Here is a 16419-nt window from a genome sequence, read left to right as displayed (position 1 = left end):
TCAGGCTGAACGCTTGAAAGGTAGTCCACAGCGGCCGCCGGCGCCAACGCGGTTGAGCGAAATCACCGCGTCGGATGTCACGCAGCCCCCCGGCCGCTGACCGGCGCGTGTTGCGCCATCAACTCAACCACCCAGTCGATAAACACCCGCAGCTTGAGGCTGATGTGCCTGTTCGGCGGGAATGCCACGTAGAGCGGCATCGGCTCGAGGCTCCAGTCTTGGAACAGCGGTACCAACGCGCCACTCGCCTCGCAATCTCTAGACATGTACCTGGGCAACCACAGAACGCCCAGCCCGGCGAGGCCGGCCGCGAGGTAGGCGTTACCATCGTCGACGGCCAGCGCGTAGCGACCCTTTATCTGCAAACGTTCGCTGTGGTTGTACAGGGCATAAGGCACCGGTTTGCCAGTGCGCGCCCACAGGAAACCAACGATTCGATGGGCGGAATCCTCCAGGTCGCGCGGATGCGCGGGCGTGCCGACACGGGCGAGGTAGCTGGGCGCGGCGAACACGCCCAGCGGCAGGTCAGCCACTTTGCGCGCCATCAACGACTGATCCGTCAACTCGCCGCCGCGCACCACGCAATCGACGTTCTCGTCGATCAAGTCGACGATGCGATCACTGACACCCAAGTCGATCTGGATGTCGGGATAACGCGCGTAAAAATCCGGCAACGCCGGTACCAGAATCAGGCGGGCCAACGGGCTCGGCACATCCACGCGCAATCGCCCGCGGGGCAATGATGAGGCGCCGGACAGACTGGTCTCGGCATCGTCCATGTCGGCCAGCAGGCGTAGCACCCGTTCGTAATACACGGCGCCATCGGCCGTCACGTTGACTTTGCGTGTGGTGCGGTTGAGCAACTTGACCCGCAATCGCGCCTCAAGCTGTTGCACCAGTTGGGTCACGGTGGTCTTGCTCATATGCAGGGTGTCGGCCGCCTTGGTGAAACTGCCCGCCTCCACCACTCGCGCAAATGCCTGCATCGCATCAAAACGGTCCATTGCGGCCCCTGTATCGATCGGATTGTTTGGATTTGCCAAACAGTGATAGCCAAGCTCGCTGGTTTATCGCCCGGATGCAAGTGCCTAAAGTCCCTTCAACGCTGGAACCGACCCATTGATGGAGGCACCTTATGACATCGCGTGATGTAGTTTTCCCGCCCAAACGCCAAGCGCTTTACGAGCGCAATCGCTATTCCCCGGCCATCCGCTCCAACGGCTTTCTGTTCGTCTCGGGGCAAGTCGGCAGCAAAGAGGATGGATCGCCCGAGCCCGAGCTGGAAGCCCAGGTGCGACTGGCTTTCAACAATCTGAACGCGATTCTGCTGGCGGCTGGTTGCACCTTTGACGACGTGATTGACGTCACGGTGTTCATCGTCGACCCCGAGTCGACCTTCGACACTATCTGGAAGATCGTGCCGGAGTTCTGGGGCAACGCGCCGCACCCGACGTTGACCGGCGTCGGCGTGACGTGGCTGTATGGATTCCAGTTCGAAATCAAGGTGATCGCCAGACTGCCGGAGACCGCCAAGGGCTAAAGGGCCGTGACTGACGTTCGGCACAAAGAGTCTTTAACGGACTTCCTCGTACACGCCGACCAACGCGTCGAAGGCTTCCGTATCCAGCGGCCGGCTGAGGAAATAGCCTTGGGCTTCATCACACGCCACCGCTTTGAGCAATTTCAGGTGATCGGCCGTTTCGACGCCTTCTGCCGTGACGGTCAGGGATAACGCACGGCCCAGCCCTACGATGGCCTGGATGATGGCTTTGTCATCCTCGTTATCGACCAGCCGGCTCAAAAAGCTGCGGTCGATTTTCAGGCCATCGAAAGGGAAGGTGCGCAGGTAACTCAGTGAAGAATACCCCGTACCAAAATCGTCCATCGAGATCCGCACGCCGAGGCGTTTGAGCGTGCGCATGATCTCAAGTGCGCCGGTGGCGTCTTCGAGCATGACGCTTTCGGTGATTTCCAGTTCCAGTCGGGCCGGATCGATTCCAGAATCGCGCAGTGTGGTCTGCAGGCGCTCGACCAGATTGCCGCGTTTGAATTCGCTGGGCGACAGATTGACGGAGACGAACAGGCGCTCCGGCCAGCGGGCAGCGCAACGGCAGGCGGTATCGATCACCCAGTTACTCAGAGAAAGAATCAGCCCCGATTCCTCGGCAATCGGAATAAACGTGTCGGGTGGAATCAGGCCGCGCTCAGGATGTTGCCACCTGACCAACGCCTCGGCACCGACCATCTGACCGTCGGCGATGCGATAGCGCGGCTGGAAATGCAGGCGCAGCTCGCCGTGTTTGATCGCGTAACGCAGGTCGCTTTCCAGCTGGCGGCGCTCAATGATCCTGGCGTTCATATCGCCGGCGTAAAAACGCCAGGTGTTGCGCCCTCCCGCCTTGGCCTCGTACAACGCAATATCCGCATAGCGCAGCAGTTCCGCAGCCTCGCAAGCGTCATTTGGCGCCATCGCGATGCCGATACTGGCGCTGACGAACACTTCCTGCTCTTCGATCCCGATCGGCCGCTCGATGGATTCGATCAGGCGGCGGCAGAGCGCCTCGACTTCTTCCTGGGAACTGACATCGGTCAGGATCAAGACAAACTCATCGCCGCCGACCCGGGCCACCAGGTCGCCGTGGCGCAGGCAGTCCGCCAGGCGACTCGACACTTCATTGAGCACCCGGTCACCGGCAGCGTGGCCGAGCAAATCATTGACCGGTTTGAAGCGATCAAGGTCCAGGCACAGCATAACCAGAGGTTGCTCTACCGTTGGCAACGCCTTGAGTTTACCGTCGAGAAATTCCCGAAGACGGGTCCGGTTGGGAAGTCCGGTCAGGGCGTCATGCTGTGAGAGGAATTCGATGCGCCGACGGGCTTCGACTTCTTCCGTCACATCCGTCGCCGTCCCCCGGTACCCTCCAACGGTCATTTTTCGAGCCGACAGACGGGTGATTCGCTCCTGACCTTTGGTGTCGAGGTAGCGACATTGAATGCTGATGTCCGGCCGCCGGTTGGGGATGCTCAGCCACTGGGACAGCGTGCCCGGCTCGGTGCTGAGCAGATCGTTGATCAGCGCACCCATCCAGGCCTCTCGGGAGAGCCCCGTTACCGCCTCAAATCGCTCAGACAAAAAGGTGAAGTGCCACTCGGCATCGATTTCCCACACCCAATCCGAACTGGCTTCAACGACGTCGCGAAAGCGCGCTTCGCTGGTGGCGAGGGCCTCCTGACTGCTCTGCAGCGACGCGTAGCTGGCGTCCAGCGCCAATGCACCCGCGGTGGTGCGACGCAAAATTGCCCACGTCATGAGGCACACCAGCAGCGCGGCGAAGCCGATCAAGGGTAAACCGACACCCAGTAACCGCAGGCCAGGTTGCTCAGGCGTCCACTGCAGGCTGCCGGCGGAACCGTCGTCGCCCAACGGGTAGACCGATGCAACTGCCCTTTGGCCGGGCGTGACGACGTGCAACTGATTGATCCCGAAGTCGTCGCCGATCTTCTCAAGTTTGGTGCTGTTTAACACGTTGACGAAAATCAATACCGACGGCGCCCGGTCATCAGGTTCCACGGTCGGGTCCGTTCCCGGGGTGATGGCGGCGGCCGCGACGAGGGCGGGTGCTCCGTCGATATTGATGAAGGCGGTTATCGGCGTTTCGGTTTCCGCGCCTGCACGCGCCTTATCCAGAATCCCGGCGATGGACTGCTTCAGCCACTCGCCGGCCTCGACGGTTTTCAGTTCACCCTTGATCACCGAGTAAACCGTGCGATTCACGTCATTGACGACGAACAGCCCCTGAAATCCAAAATCGGCATACAGCGTGGGGCCGACGTTTTGACTGACAAAAGCCCAGTCCGGGTCGACTGAAACATGCAAATGCGTGTAGGCATCCCCCCAAAACGCGTAATCCCTGACGGTTGAGCGCAAGGACTTTTCCAGCGACTGCATGGCCTTCTTGGTGTAAAACGCGCTTTCGCCCTCCTCCGTCCGGTCCAGATCATTGGCCAGATAAATAAGCGCGAACCCGGCCAGTAAAAACACCCCGGCCAACAGCCCCGCAAACTTGAACAGCGAGGCACGTGCCAACCGCACGCTGGAGCGATGGCAGGGGGCATGGATAGGAGTTGCGAGATGTGTTGGCATGGATTCCCGCTGTTGATTGGCGCAAGTCGGTTGCATACCACGCTATCGGCTGCGTTCGCAGAACGATGAGCCTGCGGCCAATTCAACGTCAATCTTTCTGCGTTCGGCGTTAACATCTTCCTCGACTGGTTCACATTTTAAGGAAGACCCCGTTATGTCCACGCTCGAGACTTCCCTGCAAGACACCGCCGCGCCTGAAGGCGTTTGCTACGGCTGCGGCGGCAGCAATCCGCACGGGCTGCACATCAAAAGCTACTGGCATGAAGACGGCGTGCACGTCGTCGCCGAGCACCTGCCGGATGCAAAATATTGCGGCTGGCCGGACCTGGTGTACGGCGGACTGGTCGCGATGCTGGTGGATTGCCACTCCAACTGGACCGCGATGGCCTACCACTACCGCACGGAAAACCGCGACGCCGCCAGCCTGCCCCGGATCAATTGCGTCACGGGCAACCTCGGCATCAAATTCATCAAACCGACCCCGATGGGCGTCCCGCTGACCCTGCGGGCGAAAGTGAACGGCGAGGTCGGACGCAAAACCCGGGTGATCTGCGAGGTCTACGCCGGCGAAGTGCTCACGGCGGTGGGCGACTCTGTGTTTGTGCGCGTTGATACCGGGCAACTGGCGGCGGTCGCGCATGGGCGGGAGGTGTAGCACGGCACCAGGAGCTTTATTGCCGGGAGCTTCCGGGACATCCGGAAAAATGCGGTGGCTGTCAGAACGCATTCGCGAGCAGGCTCGCTCCCACAATGAACCCCGCAGCGAACCAATCCAACCAAACCACGAGGCCGAGCGTTAGCTCGCCTTGCGCATTTGATCCTGCTTTTGATTTTGATCTGCCCGCCCCTTCGGGAGGCCGAGTGGAGGTTCTGCGCAGTGGGCAGCCCGGCATGGATGCCGGGCTAGCTGCCCCCGGCCATGGATGGCCGATGGCAGCGGGCCCACGGAGCAGGACCGGAGCGAGGGAACGCCGAGCCTTAGCGAGGGGCCGGACGCCGGGGCGAGCGTTTTTTTGCTTACTTTTTTTTGGCGCTTGTAAAAAAAGTGAGTCGCCGTAAGGGCGAAACCCTAAGTGGCCGTTACCGCAGAAATGGATATGTACACCGTTCACCCAGCGCGGTGTTTCGCAAAACGCGACAAGCCGATCTTGATCGCTACAAGCACCGGCGCAGCAACCGCAAACAGCAACGTGACAGCCATGAACGCGGTATCGAAGGCAATCACAGTGGACTGCCCGGTCACCAGCCGGCCCAACAGGCTCGTGGCCGCCCGGCTGGCAGCCGCCGCCTCCATCCCCTTCCCGCCCAGCATCGCCGCAGTGGTGGTCAGCCGTTCGATCACCGCCTGCCCTCCCGGCGTGAGGTTAGCGCCGAGCACCACGGCATTGGCCACGGCGTGGTGATCAATCAAGGTCTGAAGCCCTGCAACTCCCATGAGCCCACCTATCTGCCGCCCCGTATTGAACAGGCCTATGCCAGCGGCGAGGTTTCGGCTGTTAAGGTCGCTGAACGCTATCAACGTGATCGACAGAAACAGAAAGCCAAGGCCCAGGCCGCGCAACAGAACGGCGGCCATCATGTCGTCACTGCCGCTTTCGCTGGTCGAACCGGACAACATCCACATTGCGACCATGATCATCGCGATACCGAATGGCACCGTGGCGAACGGCGCAACGTGACGGACCTGAAAGAGAACAGCCGCCACCAGCAGCGCGCCGATAAACAACGCGCCACTGGGCAACAGCAGCAAGCCGGCCTCGGTGGGCGTGAACGCGAGCACGGACAGCGCGAACGCCGGGATCAGAAACGCGCTACCGAACAAGGCAGCACCGGCAACAAAACTGACAATAAAGGCGAAGGTGAAATCGCTCGACTTGAACAGCGTGAAGTCGAGCAGTCCCTGCCCTGCGGCCAATAATTGCTGGCCGAGAAACGCCAGCAATGCCGCAGCGCCGATGAAGGTCAGCCAGAGGATGCGCGGCGCCTCGAACCAATCCCAACGACTGCCCTGGCTGAGCACATAAGTGAAACAGAACAGGCTGAGCGAAATCAGCGCAAAGCCGATCCAGTCGAACGCACGCTCCCGCCGTCTGGCGGGTGCCGGGCCGTCGCTGATCAGCAACAGGCCGCTTGCCACCAGGGCTATCGGCACAACGCTGAAAAAGATCCAGGTCCAGGACTGGCTATCGATCAACCATCCTTGCAGGGCCGGCGCGAACGTCGCCGGTGCGACCACCGCGCCCATGGCAAACAGCGCCTGAAGAATCGGCTGACGGGCGCGCGGATAGCCCCGGAAGATGATCACCTGCCCCCCGACCAGCAGCGTGCCCCCGGCGAAACCCTGAATAATCCGCAGCGCGATCAACAGGTCCAGTCGAGCGGTAAACGCGGCAATCAAACACGCCAGGCCCATGACCAGGGTCGCGCCAATGACCACATGACGGGGATTGAAGCGCTGGAGCAGCCAGGCAGACGTTATGAACCCGATCAGCTTGAACGCGGTATAGCCGACGTCCAGCCAGGCGAACTCATCAGGCGTGGCGTAGGTGTCGCCGATGATATCGCTGCGTCCGAGCGCCAGCACCGTGCTGGCGATCGCTTCGGTCAGGGTGGCCAGCACAATCCCCACGAACAGCATCACACCGGTCGATGTGCCCGTTTTCAGGGTGGCCGCGACGCTCATGAGTCGCTCCCGGCGGCGACCTCGACCCGCGCAGACAGGCCGGGGACGATGCGGCCCGGCAACGGATTATTGACCAGCCGGATCTTCACCGGAACCCGCTGCACGACCCGCACAAAGTTACCGGTCGCGTTGTCTGCGGGCAGCAAACTGAACGCCGAGCCGCTGCCCGGTGCAAAGCTGTCGACCACCCCCTCGAAGGCTTCGCTGGGGTAGCCGTCGACGGTGATGCGCACGCGTTGTCCGGGGCGCAGGCCTTCAAGCTGGGTTTCCTTGAAATTCGCCACGATCCAGACGTCATGGACCGGTACGATATCGAGCAGCGAAACGCCCGTCGTCACATACCGCCCGAGACGCACCTGCCGGTTACCGACCACCCCATCCACTGGCGCGCGGACGACGGTGCTGTCGAGATCGATCTGCGCCAGGTCCCGCGCGGCCTGCGCCTGGGTGACCGCGGCAACGGCGGCTTCGCGCTGGGCCACCAGCACGGCGATGCGTTGCTGCTGCGCTTCGACCGTTGCCGAAGCGCCCGACACCGTTGCCTCGGCACGCAATCGGGCGGCGTCGCTTTCATCGACGTGGGCCTGGCTGACGGCATTGCTGACGATCAGTTTTCGGCTGCGGTCGTGAGTCTTGGCCGCCAGGTTCATCTCGGCGGAAGCCGAACGGCGCTGGGCCTCGGCCTGGCGAATCAGCGAACGCTGAAGCAGCGTCTCCGCCTCGACATGGGTCAGGCGAGCCTCGGCAGCTTTGATATTGGCCACGGCTTGCGCAAGCCGCGCGCGGTAGTCACGGTCGTCGATGCGAAACAACACGTCGCCCGCCCGCACGTTTTGATTGTCCTCGACTTCTACCGCCGTGATGTAGCCGGCGACCTTGGCGGCGAGCGACGTCACGTCGCCGCGCACGTAAGCGTTGTCCGTCGAGGTGGCGCCGCTCGACACCGCCATGGCCCATCCCCCCGCCAGGACCACCACGGCGCCGATGCACAGCAGCAGGCCGATGAGTTTTTTCTTGCTGCGCCGCGCCAGCGCCACAGGGGCTGCGGCGTCGACGGCGGTGTTGTCCCGGTGCGAGTTCATGTTTCTCATGTCCTGTGTCAATGCCATGGACCTGAAACCGCTACAGGGCGGCAATGGCCTGCCGCCCTGCTGTCAGGCGTCGATGAGCGCGTGCACCGGATTACTTTCCGGTGGGCGTGACCAGCACTGTTTCGCCGGTATCGAGGACGAACACGGCCAGAAGGCGCGCAGGTTTCGTGTCGCTGGCGTTCGCGCTGACCTGGTGGTGCGAGCCCGGTTCCTCGACGAAGTTTTCGCCGGCGTTGTAGACCTTTTCCGGCGCTCCGTTCACCGCACTGCGCACAGCGCCTTCAAGCACCGTGGCATAAATGAAGGCCGATTTCGGATGGGTATGGGCCGGTGACGAGCCGCCCGGCGCGTACTCGACGAGCACGCCACGCATGCTCTTGCCGGGGATATTCGGAATCGGCTGGTCGAACACCACCGTGACCTTGCCGGCGGGCTTGTCAGCCGCCGACGCGGTGAGCGAAAACGCGGCGCATGCAGCGGCTAGGATTAATTGGGTCAACATGGCAATGCTTCCTTATGGTGTGTTGTGATCAGCGCGACCCGACGTCGGGTCGCCGCGTTGTTGTTTGACGGCCATCGCCTCAGTACCGCGCCTCGGCGAGCCAGTCCTCGAAGCGGGTCGCTCCCAGTCGCGGGTTCTCGCCGGGGGTCAGCGACTGGTCGTCGAGCACCGCGCCGAAGTAGCGCGCATGCACATCCGGCACGACCTTGCGGGTGTCGCCAGAGGCCCGCAGAAAACGCCGGACCAGTTCGTCCAGCGGTATGGCTTCGGGGCCGGCGACTTCGACTGTGCCGTTGAGCGGTGCTGCCAACACCACCTCTGTCAGCGCGGCGGCCACGTCGTCGGACGCCATCGGCTGGATCAGCGCCGGCGACAGGCAAATTTCCTCGCCCACGGTGGCCGACTGCGCGATGCCGCCGACGAATTCGAAAAACTGCGTGGCACGCAGGAGGGTGTAAGGGATACGTGACGCCTTGATCAGGTCTTCCTGCGCGACCTTGGCGCGGAAGTAACCGTTTTCGGGCAGGCGCTCACTGCCGACGATGGACAGCGCAACGTGATGGCTAACCCCGGCAGCCGCTTCGGCGGCCAGCAGGTTACGGGTCGAGGTTTCGAAGAAATCCAGGACGGCCTGGTCTTCCCACGACGGCGCGTTCGCCACGTCGACCACGACGTCGGTGCCATCCATCGCGTTGGCCAGCCCTTCGCGGGTGATGCTGTTGACGCCCGTACTGGGGGCGGCGGCGAGCACGTCGTGACCGCGCTCGCGGAGGTTGTTCACAAGTTTCGATCCGATGAGGCCAGTGCCTCCAATGACGACGATCTTCATGGGCTCTCTCCACTTATGGACGGCAAGCATTGCCGTCGGTGCAGGCAAAGAGTGCCTGCACCCCCGCGTGGAGTCCTTGCGCCGGCCTTGGATTTGCCTTCAGGCCCCCTTGGATTTGCGTCCAAAGCCTTCGCCGGGCGACGAGACCGTCGCTGGACGGTGCAGGGTTTTACGGGCTGCCGTATTATCGACACCACGTACCAACCGCCCGCTCGGACACGGAGTCGAGAGCCCACGACCAGGGGACGCTCACTTTGCCCTTCGTGTTTGAAGACTACGTGCTCGATCAGGAGCGCCGTGAACTGAGCTGGCGTGGGCAAGTCGTGGCCGTCGGGCCGCAAGTCTTCGACCTGTTGCTGCTGCTCGTCAGCCACGGTGAGCGCGTGGTCAGTAAAGACGAGCTGCTGGAGGCCGTGTGGAGCGGCAGGATCGTCTCGGAGTCGACGATCGCCAGCCACATGAATGCCGTGCGCAAGGCACTCGGCGATACCGGCGAGGAACAGCGCCTGATCCGCACGGTGGCGCGCAAGGGTTACCGCTTCGTCGGGGAGATCACCACCACACTGCCCTCTGAAGCGATGGATGCCGGCGACCCGCCGCAGGCGAAGGAACCGCCGCCCGCCCCGCTGCTGCTGCCGGACAAACCGTCGATTACCGTGTTGCCGTTCCACAATTTGAGCGGCGATCCGGAGCAGGAATATTTTGCCGACGGCGTGGTCGAGGACATCATTGCCGCCCTGTCGCGCATCCGCTGGCTGTTCGTCATCGCACGCAATTCGAGCTTCACCTACAAAGGCCGCGCGGTGGACGTCATGGGCGTTGGCCAGACACTCGGCGTGCGCTACGTGCTGGAAGGCAGTGTGCGCAAGTCGGGAAACAAGGTGCGCATCACCGGGCAGCTGATTGACGCGACCACCGGGACGCACCTCTGGGCAGAACGCTTTGAAGGCGAGCTGAACGATCTCTTCGAGTTGCAGGACCAAGTCGCCGAGAGTGTGGTGGGCGCCATCGCGCCGCAACTCGAACGCGCGGAGATCGAACGCGCCAAACGCAAACCGACGGGCAGCCTGGACGCTTACGATTACTACTTGCGCGGCATGGCAAAACTGCACAGCGGCACCCGTGAAGCCATCGAAGAAGCGTTGCCGCTGTTCTACACCGCCATTGAGCTGGATCCGGAGTTTGCCTCGGCCTATGGCATGGCCGCGTGGTGCCATTTCTGGCGCAAGTTGAACGGCTGGATGACGGACCGCAACGCTGAGATCGCCGAAGGTGCGCGACTGGCGCGCCTGGCGGTGTCGCTGGGCCGGGATGACGCGGTCGCGCTGACGCGCGGCGGTCATGCGCTGGCGCATTTGGCCGGCGAGGTCGATGGTGCCATCGCGCTGCTGGATCGGGCGCGCCTGCTTAACCCCAACCTCGCCCCCGCCTGGTACCTGGGCGGCATCCTGCGCGCACTGCGCGGGGAAACCGACGATGCCATCAAAGACCTGACCCATGCCGTTCGCTTGAGTCCGCTGGACCCGGAAATGTTCAGGATGCAGATCGGCATGGCGCTCGCGCATTTCTTCGCCGGACGTTTCGACATCGCAACCGACTGGGCCGAAAAAGTCCTGGGCAACGTACCCAGCCTGCTGCCGCCGATTGCCCTTGTTGCGGCCAGCCATGCGTATTGCGGACGAATGGACAAGGCGCATCAGGCGATGCAACGCCTGCATGCGCTGGATCCGTCGTTGCGCATCTGCAACCTCAAGGACTGGCTGCCGATCCAGCGAACCGAAGATTTTGCGCGGTTCGCCGAGGGCCTGCGGCTGGCGGGATTGCCGGAGTAAGCGTGAGTGGGCAACTGCGCAGTGAGGTAGGCGAACCTGTGTTGAAAAACTCATCCCGACACTATCCGGCTGTCTGGATGTTGAGAACGTCACGCACCTGCTGCATGAGTTGCTCACCCTTGAAGGGCTTTTTGAAGTAACCCACCGCCCCCATTTCCCGCGCCTTGAGTTCGGGGGTCTCGTCGAGGCTTGCAGTGATGAAGATCACCGGGAAGCCCATCGCACGCGCTTGCAGCTCTTCAAAGAGTTGCAGGCCGCTCATGCCAGGCATGCGGATATCGGAAATCAGGCACGCGGTTAAATCCAGCGCATAACACGCCAGATACTCTTCGGCACACGAGTAAGTCCGGGCCGCATAGCCCATTGACCTAACCAGGCTATCCAGGGAAACACGGACGGTGTCGTCGTCATCGACGATCGAAATGATTGGAGTGTTCAGCAACGCGCTCACCCTTGAAGTTGTGGGAGCTGATTGCCAACGCTCCGCTTACTTCAAGATTCCCACTCGTACACAGGGGCAACAACATACATACGTATAGGCGTGCTCCCTTGAATCCGCGTGCCGCCGCGCATGACGGCTATACCAACGGATGATCGACTTATACGAAGATAGCGGCGGAGCAGCCCAAGGCATAAGTGACCTGAAAATTCACGCCCTTATTATTGGATTAGCGCTTTATGAACCGAGCCTGTCCGATCAACAAGGGTGAATATATGAAAACTGCCGACCTGGGTCTGGCCATTGCTTTTCTCGCCGCGACTGGCTTTATTGCCACTCACGCCGTTGCCACTGACGTTCACGCTGAACCTGATGCAGTGGCCGGCCGTGAAAACAACGCGCCTGATGAAATGTCCCCACCGGTGCAGCAGTATCGAGCCCGGTCGGCACCGACTCGTATTGCCGAAGGCGGATCGGATCGGTTGATTGAGCGGCGCGTTGCCGAAGGTGGATCGGATCGCCTGATCGAACGCCGCGTTGCCGAGGGTGGATCGGATCGGTTGATTGAACGCCGCGTTGCCGAGGGTGGATCGGATCGCCTGATTGAGCGCCGTGTTGCCGAGGGTGGGTCGGATCGGTTGATTGAACGGCGCGTTGCCGATGTCGGCAATGTGTACGGTTCCGGAATGAACATTAACGCCCACTTTTCCATGGACTGACACGACTCCCCTTTCCCGACAAACCCCGACCTTTATCGTAATGCTGTTCACTTAAGCGGGCGCAATCACATTGTGGCGAGGGGATTTATCCCCGTTCGGCTGCAAAGCAGTCGTGAGTCTCGATCAGCCTGAATGGACGCTGGGGCCGCTTCGCGGCCCGACGGGGATAAATCCCCTCACCACAGATCCTTGCTCGCATGGAATCTGTCTTAAATGAACGCGATTACGACCTTTATCGAACCCCACTCCGCGCCACAGGTCTGTTCCTTTATTACCCTTCTGGAATCAGACCCATGTCCGCTCATCAAAGCCTGGTCGCCCTCGCCCGTGGTGGTTACGCCGCCCGAGGCGTTATCTACCTGATCATCGGCATTTTCGCCTTGTTGGCCGCCCACGACTCGACCAAAACCAAAGACAGCCACAAAAGCCTGGAGGTACTGCTCAGCCAGCCCTTCGGCTATGTGCTGGTGGCACTGGTGGTGATCGGCCTGCTCGCCTTCGCCGGCTGGCGCGTGCTGCAAGCGACGCGTGACGTCGATCATCACGGCACGCACTTCAAGGGTCTGATAATTCGGGCAGGTTTGCTGGCGGGCGGCGTGATCAACGGCGCGCTGGCCTTTTTTGCGCTAGGCCTGCTCATCAGCGGCCTGAAAACGTCGGGTGATTCCGGAGGCAATCAAACCAAAGATCTGCTGGCTCATCTGCTGTCCTGGGAGCACTCGAATCTGTTGGTCTACCTCATCGCCCTGATCCCCCTCGGCGTCGGCATTGCCCACCTCATCAAAGGCTGGAAGGCCACGTTCGAAAAATACTTTGAAGCGGACGAAGACGTGATGCGCTATGTGCGTCCGGTGTCGCGGTTTGGCCTGATCGCCCGAGGGGTGGTGTTTATCGAGATCGCGGTGCTGCTGATGGTCAGCGGTTCGAAGTACAAGGCGATGGACCCGCCAGGTATGAAGGAAGCGCTGGACGCGTTGCAGAATCTGCCGGCGGGCGCGGTGATATTGATGGTGATGGCCTTCGGGCTGATTGCTTTCTCGGTCTACAGTTTCGCCGAAGCAGTCTGGCGCAAGATCAACATGGATGTGCCCGGAGTAGCGCCCGCGTAAAGGCTCGATTCGAAGCAGTCCGGCCGTCGGTCGTTAAAAGCCCGCTTCAACGCACAGGCGAAAACTTAGTGATCTAGGCTGAGTGCAAGTCAGGCGGGAGATTGCTCAATGCCACTCGTTGAAGAACGCACACCCGAACGCCGCAAGGAAACCCGGCTGTTCGTCTTTCTGGTCGTCTGCCTCTTTCCGCTGCTGTCGGTGTTCATCGTCGGCGGCTACGGCTTTATCGTCTGGTTTTTTCAAATGTTGTACGGCCCACCGGGACCACCCAACTAATAGCATTTTCATAAAGTCTGTTGGAGTCAGCACATGGACGACGCCCTGCATATCGCCAGCCTGCTCGTACTTGCCCGACCTGAATACTTCGACGCGGTCAAAGCCAATCTGCTTCTGCTGGATGGCCTGGAACTGCACCAGCAAAGCCCTGCGGGAAAACTGGTGGTGGTGATTGAGGCCGCGCACGAAAGCCAGATCCTGCAACGCATCGAACAGATCAACAACCTGCCGGGCGTGCTCAACGCCGCGTTGGTCTACCACGAGCTCCTCGAACCCGAAGGAGATAGCGAATGAGCATGTCCCGCCGAACATTCGTCAAGGCCCAGGCCGCCGCCATTGCCGCCGCCGCTGCGGGCCTGCCGATCGTGACCTCCGCCAGTAACCTGGTGACCGAAGCCGACATGGTCACGCTGGACTGGAACAAGGCACCCTGCCGCTTCTGCGGGACCGGTTGCAGCGTAATGGTCGCCACCAAGGAAAACCGCGTGGTCGCCACCCATGGCGACGTCAAGGCCGAGGTCAATCGCGGCTTGAACTGCGTGAAGGGCTATTTCCTGTCGAAGATCATGTACGGCGTCGATCGCCTGACCCAGCCGCTGTTGCGCATGACCAATGGCCAATACGACAAGCAGGGTGAATTCCAGCCGATCAGTTGGGAGCAGGCCTTCGACATCATGGAGACGAAATTCAAGGCCGCCTTGAACAGCAAAGGGCCCGGATCGGTCGGCATGTTCGGTTCCGGGCAATGGACCGTGTGGGAAGGTTACGCCGCCAACAAGCTGATGAAGGCCGGCTTTCGCAGCAACAACATCGACCCCAACGCCCGGCATTGCATGGCCTCGGCGGTCATGGGATTCATGCGCACCTTTGGCATGGATGAGCCGATGGGTTGCTACGACGACATCGAAGCCACCGATGCCTTCGTGCTCTGGGGCTCGAACATGGCCGAGATGCACCCGGTGCTCTGGAGCCGGGTCACTGACCGGCGCCTGAGCCAGCCTCATGTGAAGGTGGCGGTGCTGTCGACGTTTGAACACCGCAGCTTCGAGCTGGCCGACATTCCCATGGTGTTCAAACCGCAAACCGACCTGTTGATCCTCAATTACATTGCCAATCACATCATCGAAAGCGGCGCGGTGAACCAGGATTTTGTCACCCGGCACACGCGATTTGCCCAAGGCGCTGACGACATCGGGTACGGTTTGCGCCCGGACGATCCACGGGAAATGAAGGCGAAAAATGCCGGCAAGGCCAATACCTGGACGGATATTTCCTTCGAGCAATACGCAGCCTTCGTCAAACCCTACACCCTGGAGCGAACCGCCAAGGAAACCGGTGTTCCGGCCGAACGGCTGAAGAACCTGGCTGAGTTGTATGCCGACCCCAAGCGCAAGGTCGTGTCGTTCTGGACCATGGGTTTCAACCAGCACACCCGCGGCGTCTGGGCCAACAACCTGATCTACAACATCCACCTGCTCACTGGCAAAATCAGCGAGCCGGGCAACAGCCCCTTTTCGTTGACCGGCCAGCCATCGGCCTGCGGCACCGCCCGCGAGGTGGGAACCTTCTCCCATCGGTTGCCCGCCGACCTGGTCGTGACCAACCCCAAACACCGCGCCACGGCGGAGAAAATCTGGAAGCTTCCCGCCGGCACCATCCAGGAGAAGCCCGGTTTCCACGCGGTGGAACAAAGCCGGATGCTCAAGGACAGCGTACTCAATGTCTACTGGACCCAGGCCAGCAACAACATGCACGCCGGGCCGAACATCATGCAGGAAGTGCTGCCCGGCTGGCGTAACCCGGACAACTTCGTGATTGTCTCGGATGTCTATCCGACCGTTTCCGCCCAGGCCGCCGACCTGATCCTGCCCAGCGCGATGTGGGTGGAGAAAGAAGGCGCGTTTGGCAACGCCGAACGGCGTACGCAATTCTGGCATCAGTTGGTGAGTGCGCCGGGCGACGCCAAATCGGACCTGTGGCAACTGGTGGAGTTTTCCAAACGCTTCACCACCGATGAAGTCTGGCCAGCCGATTTACTCGCCAAGTCTCCCGAGCTCAAGGGCAAGACCCTGTTCGACGTGCTGTTCAAGAATGGCCAGGTCGACCAGTTCCCCGTCGAGCAATTGGAAGCCGGCTACAAAAACGATGAAGCCAAGGCTTTTGGTTTTTACCTGCAGAAAGGCCTTTTCGAGGAGTACGCCCAGTTCGGTCGCGGCCACGGGCATGACCTTGCCGCGTTCGACCGCTACCACAGCGAACGCGGGCTGCGCTGGCCGGTGGTCGACGGCCAGGAAACCCGCTGGCGTTACCGCGAGGGTCTCGACCCTTACGTGGAGAAAGGCAGCGGAGTGCAGTTTTACGGCTACCCGGACAAGAAAGCGATCATCTTCGCCCTCCCCTACGAACCGCCGGCCGAGGCGCCAGACGCCGACTACCCGTTCTGGCTGAGCACCGGACGCGTGCTCGAACACTGGCACACCGGCACCATGACCCAGCGGGTCGAGGAGCTGTACAAAGCGGTGCCCGACGCGCTGGTCTACATGCACCCCGAGGACGCCAGAGCGCTGAAGGCGCGGCGCGGCAGTGAAGTGAAATTGATCAGCCGACGCGGTGAAATCCGTGCGCGCATCGAAACCCGCGGCCGCAACAAACCGCCTCAAGGGCTGGTGTTCGTGCCGTTCTTCGATGCCAACAAGCTGATCAACAAAGTCACGCTCGATGCCACCGACCCGATCTCCAAGCAGACCGACTACAAAAAATGCGCGATCCGAATCGAGTTGGTCAGCGTGGCCTGA

15 protein-coding genes are annotated in these 16419 nt (G+C 61.4%); 8 read left to right on the top strand and 7 right to left on the bottom strand.

Features of this window, described 5'->3' with window-relative positions; translation table 11 throughout:
• Positions 1-77: 77 nt before the first annotated feature.
• Positions 78-1004, bottom strand: coding sequence for a LysR family transcriptional regulator (locus F8N62_RS17465; protein WP_150711838.1), 927 nt, complete (start codon positions 1002-1004; stop codon positions 78-80).
• Positions 1005-1135: 131 nt separating this feature from the next.
• On the opposite strand from F8N62_RS17465, the gene F8N62_RS17460 reads away from it, so the two are divergent.
• Complete coding sequence (locus F8N62_RS17460; RefSeq protein ID WP_150711837.1) at positions 1136-1540, top strand: RidA family protein; 405 nt, start codon at positions 1136-1138, stop codon at positions 1538-1540.
• Between the two features lie 33 nt (positions 1541-1573).
• Here F8N62_RS17460 and F8N62_RS17455 read toward each other — a convergent pair whose 3' ends face one another.
• Entirely contained in the window at positions 1574-4144 is a 2571-nt protein-coding gene (locus F8N62_RS17455) for an EAL domain-containing protein (protein WP_150711836.1), read from the bottom strand.
• A gap of 154 nt (positions 4145-4298) precedes the next feature.
• Between F8N62_RS17455 and F8N62_RS17450 the strand changes: the two genes are divergently transcribed.
• Entirely contained in the window at positions 4299-4799 is a 501-nt protein-coding gene (locus F8N62_RS17450) for a PaaI family thioesterase (protein ID WP_150711835.1), read from the top strand.
• Between the two features lie 453 nt (positions 4800-5252).
• Here F8N62_RS17450 and F8N62_RS17445 read toward each other — a convergent pair whose 3' ends face one another.
• From F8N62_RS17445 to F8N62_RS17430, 4 genes are all read right to left on the bottom strand, one after another.
• The gene (locus tag F8N62_RS17445; protein WP_150711834.1) at positions 5253-6827 is read right to left on the bottom strand and encodes a DHA2 family efflux MFS transporter permease subunit; all 1575 of its coding nucleotides are present in this window, start codon (positions 6825-6827) and stop codon (positions 5253-5255) included.
• Entirely contained in the window at positions 6824-7909 is a 1086-nt protein-coding gene (locus tag F8N62_RS17440; RefSeq protein ID WP_150711833.1) for an HlyD family secretion protein, read from the bottom strand. Before F8N62_RS17440 ends, F8N62_RS17445 begins: the two co-directional genes overlap by 4 nt.
• Positions 7910-8009: 100 nt before the next feature.
• Complete coding sequence (locus F8N62_RS17435; RefSeq protein ID WP_150711832.1) at positions 8010-8420, bottom strand: cupin domain-containing protein; 411 nt, start codon at positions 8418-8420, stop codon at positions 8010-8012.
• A gap of 79 nt (positions 8421-8499) precedes the next feature.
• Complete coding sequence (locus tag F8N62_RS17430) at positions 8500-9249, bottom strand: SDR family oxidoreductase (RefSeq protein WP_150711831.1); 750 nt, start codon at positions 9247-9249, stop codon at positions 8500-8502.
• A gap of 254 nt (positions 9250-9503) precedes the next feature.
• Here F8N62_RS17430 and F8N62_RS17425 point away from each other — a divergent pair, with 254 nt between their 5' ends.
• A complete protein-coding gene (locus F8N62_RS17425; RefSeq protein WP_150711830.1) occupies positions 9504-11081 on the top strand; it encodes a winged helix-turn-helix domain-containing tetratricopeptide repeat protein in 1578 nt (525 codons plus the stop codon).
• Between the two features lie 61 nt (positions 11082-11142).
• Here F8N62_RS17425 and F8N62_RS17420 read toward each other — a convergent pair whose 3' ends face one another.
• A complete protein-coding gene (locus F8N62_RS17420; RefSeq protein ID WP_150711829.1) occupies positions 11143-11523 on the bottom strand; it encodes a response regulator transcription factor in 381 nt (126 codons plus the stop codon).
• A 272-nt stretch (positions 11524-11795) separates the two neighbouring features.
• Here F8N62_RS17420 and F8N62_RS17415 point away from each other — a divergent pair, with 272 nt between their 5' ends.
• The 5 genes from F8N62_RS17415 (at position 11796) to napA (ending at position 16419) form a co-directional block, all read left to right on the top strand.
• Positions 11796-12239 carry a phage infection protein gene (locus tag F8N62_RS17415; RefSeq protein WP_150711828.1) on the top strand — a complete coding sequence of 148 codons (444 nt, stop codon included), beginning with the start codon at positions 11796-11798 and terminating at the stop codon, positions 12237-12239.
• 293 nt (positions 12240-12532) lie between these two features.
• On the top strand, positions 12533-13348 hold the full coding sequence (locus F8N62_RS17410) for a DUF1206 domain-containing protein (RefSeq protein WP_150711827.1): 816 nt from the start codon (positions 12533-12535) through the stop codon (positions 13346-13348).
• Positions 13349-13456: 108 nt separating this feature from the next.
• Entirely contained in the window at positions 13457-13624 is a 168-nt protein-coding gene (gene napE, locus F8N62_RS17405) for a periplasmic nitrate reductase, NapE protein (RefSeq protein WP_150711826.1), read from the top strand.
• A 33-nt stretch (positions 13625-13657) separates the two neighbouring features.
• Positions 13658-13918: a chaperone NapD gene (locus F8N62_RS17400; protein WP_150711825.1), complete on the top strand. Its 261-nt coding sequence runs from the start codon at positions 13658-13660 to the stop codon at positions 13916-13918.
• On the top strand, positions 13915-16419 hold the full coding sequence (gene napA / locus F8N62_RS17395; protein WP_150711824.1) for a nitrate reductase catalytic subunit NapA: 2505 nt from the start codon (positions 13915-13917) through the stop codon (positions 16417-16419). Before F8N62_RS17400 ends, napA begins: the two co-directional genes overlap by 4 nt.

This window comes from Pseudomonas fluorescens, from assembly GCF_902497785.1.
Classification (GTDB): Bacteria; Pseudomonadota; Gammaproteobacteria; order Pseudomonadales; family Pseudomonadaceae; genus Aquipseudomonas; species Aquipseudomonas fluorescens_BO.
This window is presented reverse-complemented; position numbering and strand designations above follow the sequence as displayed.

Bases quoted from the DNA above. Each gene is read 5' to 3' on its own strand.
- F8N62_RS17465 (WP_150711838.1), bottom strand. From the start codon at position 1,004: ATGGACCGTTTTGATGCGATGCAGGCATTTGCGCGAGTGGTGGAGGCG.
- F8N62_RS17460 (WP_150711837.1), top strand. From the start codon at position 1,136: ATGACATCGCGTGATGTAGTTTTCCCGCCCAAACGCCAAGCGCTTTAC.
- F8N62_RS17455 (WP_150711836.1), bottom strand. From the start codon at position 4,144: ATGCCAACACATCTCGCAACTCCTATCCATGCCCCCTGCCATCGCTCC.
- F8N62_RS17450 (WP_150711835.1), top strand. From the start codon at position 4,299: ATGTCCACGCTCGAGACTTCCCTGCAAGACACCGCCGCGCCTGAAGGC.
- F8N62_RS17445 (WP_150711834.1), bottom strand. From the start codon at position 6,827: ATGAGCGTCGCGGCCACCCTGAAAACGGGCACATCGACCGGTGTGATG.
- F8N62_RS17440 (WP_150711833.1), bottom strand. From the start codon at position 7,909: ATGAACTCGCACCGGGACAACACCGCCGTCGACGCCGCAGCCCCTGTG.
- F8N62_RS17435 (WP_150711832.1), bottom strand. From the start codon at position 8,420: ATGTTGACCCAATTAATCCTAGCCGCTGCATGCGCCGCGTTTTCGCTC.
- F8N62_RS17430 (WP_150711831.1), bottom strand. From the start codon at position 9,249: ATGAAGATCGTCGTCATTGGAGGCACTGGCCTCATCGGATCGAAACTT.
- F8N62_RS17415 (WP_150711828.1), top strand. From the start codon at position 11,796: ATGAAAACTGCCGACCTGGGTCTGGCCATTGCTTTTCTCGCCGCGACT.
- F8N62_RS17410 (WP_150711827.1), top strand. From the start codon at position 12,533: ATGTCCGCTCATCAAAGCCTGGTCGCCCTCGCCCGTGGTGGTTACGCC.
- napE (WP_150711826.1), top strand. From the start codon at position 13,457: ATGCCACTCGTTGAAGAACGCACACCCGAACGCCGCAAGGAAACCCGG.
- F8N62_RS17400 (WP_150711825.1), top strand. From the start codon at position 13,658: ATGGACGACGCCCTGCATATCGCCAGCCTGCTCGTACTTGCCCGACCT.
- napA (WP_150711824.1), top strand. From the start codon at position 13,915: ATGAGCATGTCCCGCCGAACATTCGTCAAGGCCCAGGCCGCCGCCATT.